The following is a 1,413-nucleotide window of genomic DNA, read 5'->3' as shown; positions in this document are numbered from 1 at the left end:
GATGCCGTCAGGCCCGGGAAGAACGCCTGGGGCAAACAAGGTGGAAGGCTCGCGGTTCATCGGCCCACCCAGTAGCCCAGCCCCGCGCTAAGCAAGGTGGCCGCGTATAGAGCGGCGTCCTCAGCGCTGGAAATGTTGAGGGCCATTACCACCGCCCCGAATGCGAGCGTGAGGACGCAACCCGCGAAGATCCCCCCAAAAATCGCGAAATCCACGTAGAGCGATGCGTCGCGCTTCCCGGCGCAGAATAGGGCCAGCGATTGCTTTACGGTCGGGTAAGTCAACGCGATCATAAAAGAGAGAAACGCCGCCGAGCAGAGAAACACAGCAAGGACCAGCATGGAAAGGACCAGCATCGTCAACGCACTCATCCGCGCGACCTCCCCTTGCCCCAGAAAAAGGCCAGCAGACAGAGCACCGCGACCGTGCCGAGGACAAACAGGCCTCCCCCGGTGGCGAGCTGGTGCCAGACGCTGAAGGTGGCTTGGGCCAAGAACGCGGCGATGACCACCATCCCAACTCCAAACAGCCCGCCATGGATCACGACGCGGCCGTGCGTGCGAGCGTCTCGCTCACCGCCCCTCACCCGTTGCCAGGCTGCCTTGGCGTCGGCAAAGCGCTTCAGCGTCCAGAGAGGGACCAGGACCATGAGGCCGAGCAGGGTCAGCAAAAGAATCGCGCTCACCATGGGCGGCCCCCCGGGTGACTTCTGAGAGGGCGCGCTTGGAAGGTGAGAGGCTGGCCCCACTGGCTGGGCTTCAGATTCCAAGCCATTGGGAGCTCGACCTTCGCGTGCAACCGGGCGTCATTCGGCAATGCTCCTGCAACCCCGGAACATTCCATGCCATCTAGGATCTGTCTCGCTGTATCCCCCGAAATGAGAGCAACTTTGTCAAAAGGAAGCTCAAAAAGTTCTCGGGGCAAAGAGCCCATGCCGTCCCAGACAAAGACCCCAACCGGAACAAAAATAATATAGATTGCCATCAGCGCTGCCCTCCAACGGCTACATTTTCTCTGCCCGCACCGATGACTACGGATACGGAAGCTGCCTCAAGCTCTGTAATCACTGGCTGCGCGGTCCCTTCGGAGCGGAGAAAAACTTGATCCCCCACCTCAAAAGCCCCCTGCTCGTCGCCCTGCATGTAGAACGGCAGAATGCGGCCAGCGATGCGCAGCGCACATACGCTGTCATCCACACCGTTGTTTCGCGTGTCGCGGCATGGGACGCGCTCATACGTCACTCGGAGCGTGTAGTAGCGCTGCGCCTCGTCAATCACCCACAGCGTGACGCTTTCGCGTGTTGCGGGGTTCTTCTTCAAGATTGAGTCGCCTGTCCGGCGCGACGGTCGACAGGTTCACCCTCGCCGTGGTGCGGGTGACGGTCGAGGACCGCGCGGGTCGCGTGGCCTGGGG

General features: G+C 61.6%; 3 protein-coding genes. All 3 read right to left on the bottom strand.

The features are described 5' to 3' along the window. Nucleotides 1-56: 56 nt before the first annotated feature. The gene (locus ABZX22_RS45055) at nucleotides 57-371 is read right to left on the bottom strand and encodes a hypothetical protein (RefSeq protein ID WP_024957519.1); all 315 of its coding nucleotides are present in this window, start codon (nucleotides 369-371) and stop codon (nucleotides 57-59) included. Then, nucleotides 368-688, bottom strand: coding sequence for a hypothetical protein (locus tag ABZX22_RS45050; RefSeq protein ID WP_040008455.1), 321 nt, complete (start codon nucleotides 686-688; stop codon nucleotides 368-370). Before ABZX22_RS45050 ends, ABZX22_RS45055 begins: the two co-directional genes overlap by 4 nt. 295 nt (nucleotides 689-983) lie before the next feature. Next, complete coding sequence (locus ABZX22_RS45045) at nucleotides 984-1,319, bottom strand: hypothetical protein (protein WP_354923482.1); 336 nt, start codon at nucleotides 1,317-1,319, stop codon at nucleotides 984-986. Between the last annotated feature and the right edge of the window lie 94 nt (nucleotides 1,320-1,413).

Origin of the sequence: Nonomuraea sp. NPDC003804, assembly GCF_040610675.1 — a bacterium.
GTDB lineage: Bacteria > Actinomycetota > Actinomycetes > Streptosporangiales > Streptosporangiaceae > Nonomuraea.
Note: the sequence above shows the minus strand (reverse complement) of the source record. Positions and strands in the feature narration are given on the sequence as shown.

Bases quoted from the DNA above. Each gene is read 5' to 3' on its own strand.
- ABZX22_RS45055 (WP_024957519.1), bottom strand. From the start codon at position 371: ATGAGTGCGTTGACGATGCTGGTCCTTTCCATGCTGGTCCTTGCTGTG.
- ABZX22_RS45050 (WP_040008455.1), bottom strand. From the start codon at position 688: ATGGTGAGCGCGATTCTTTTGCTGACCCTGCTCGGCCTCATGGTCCTG.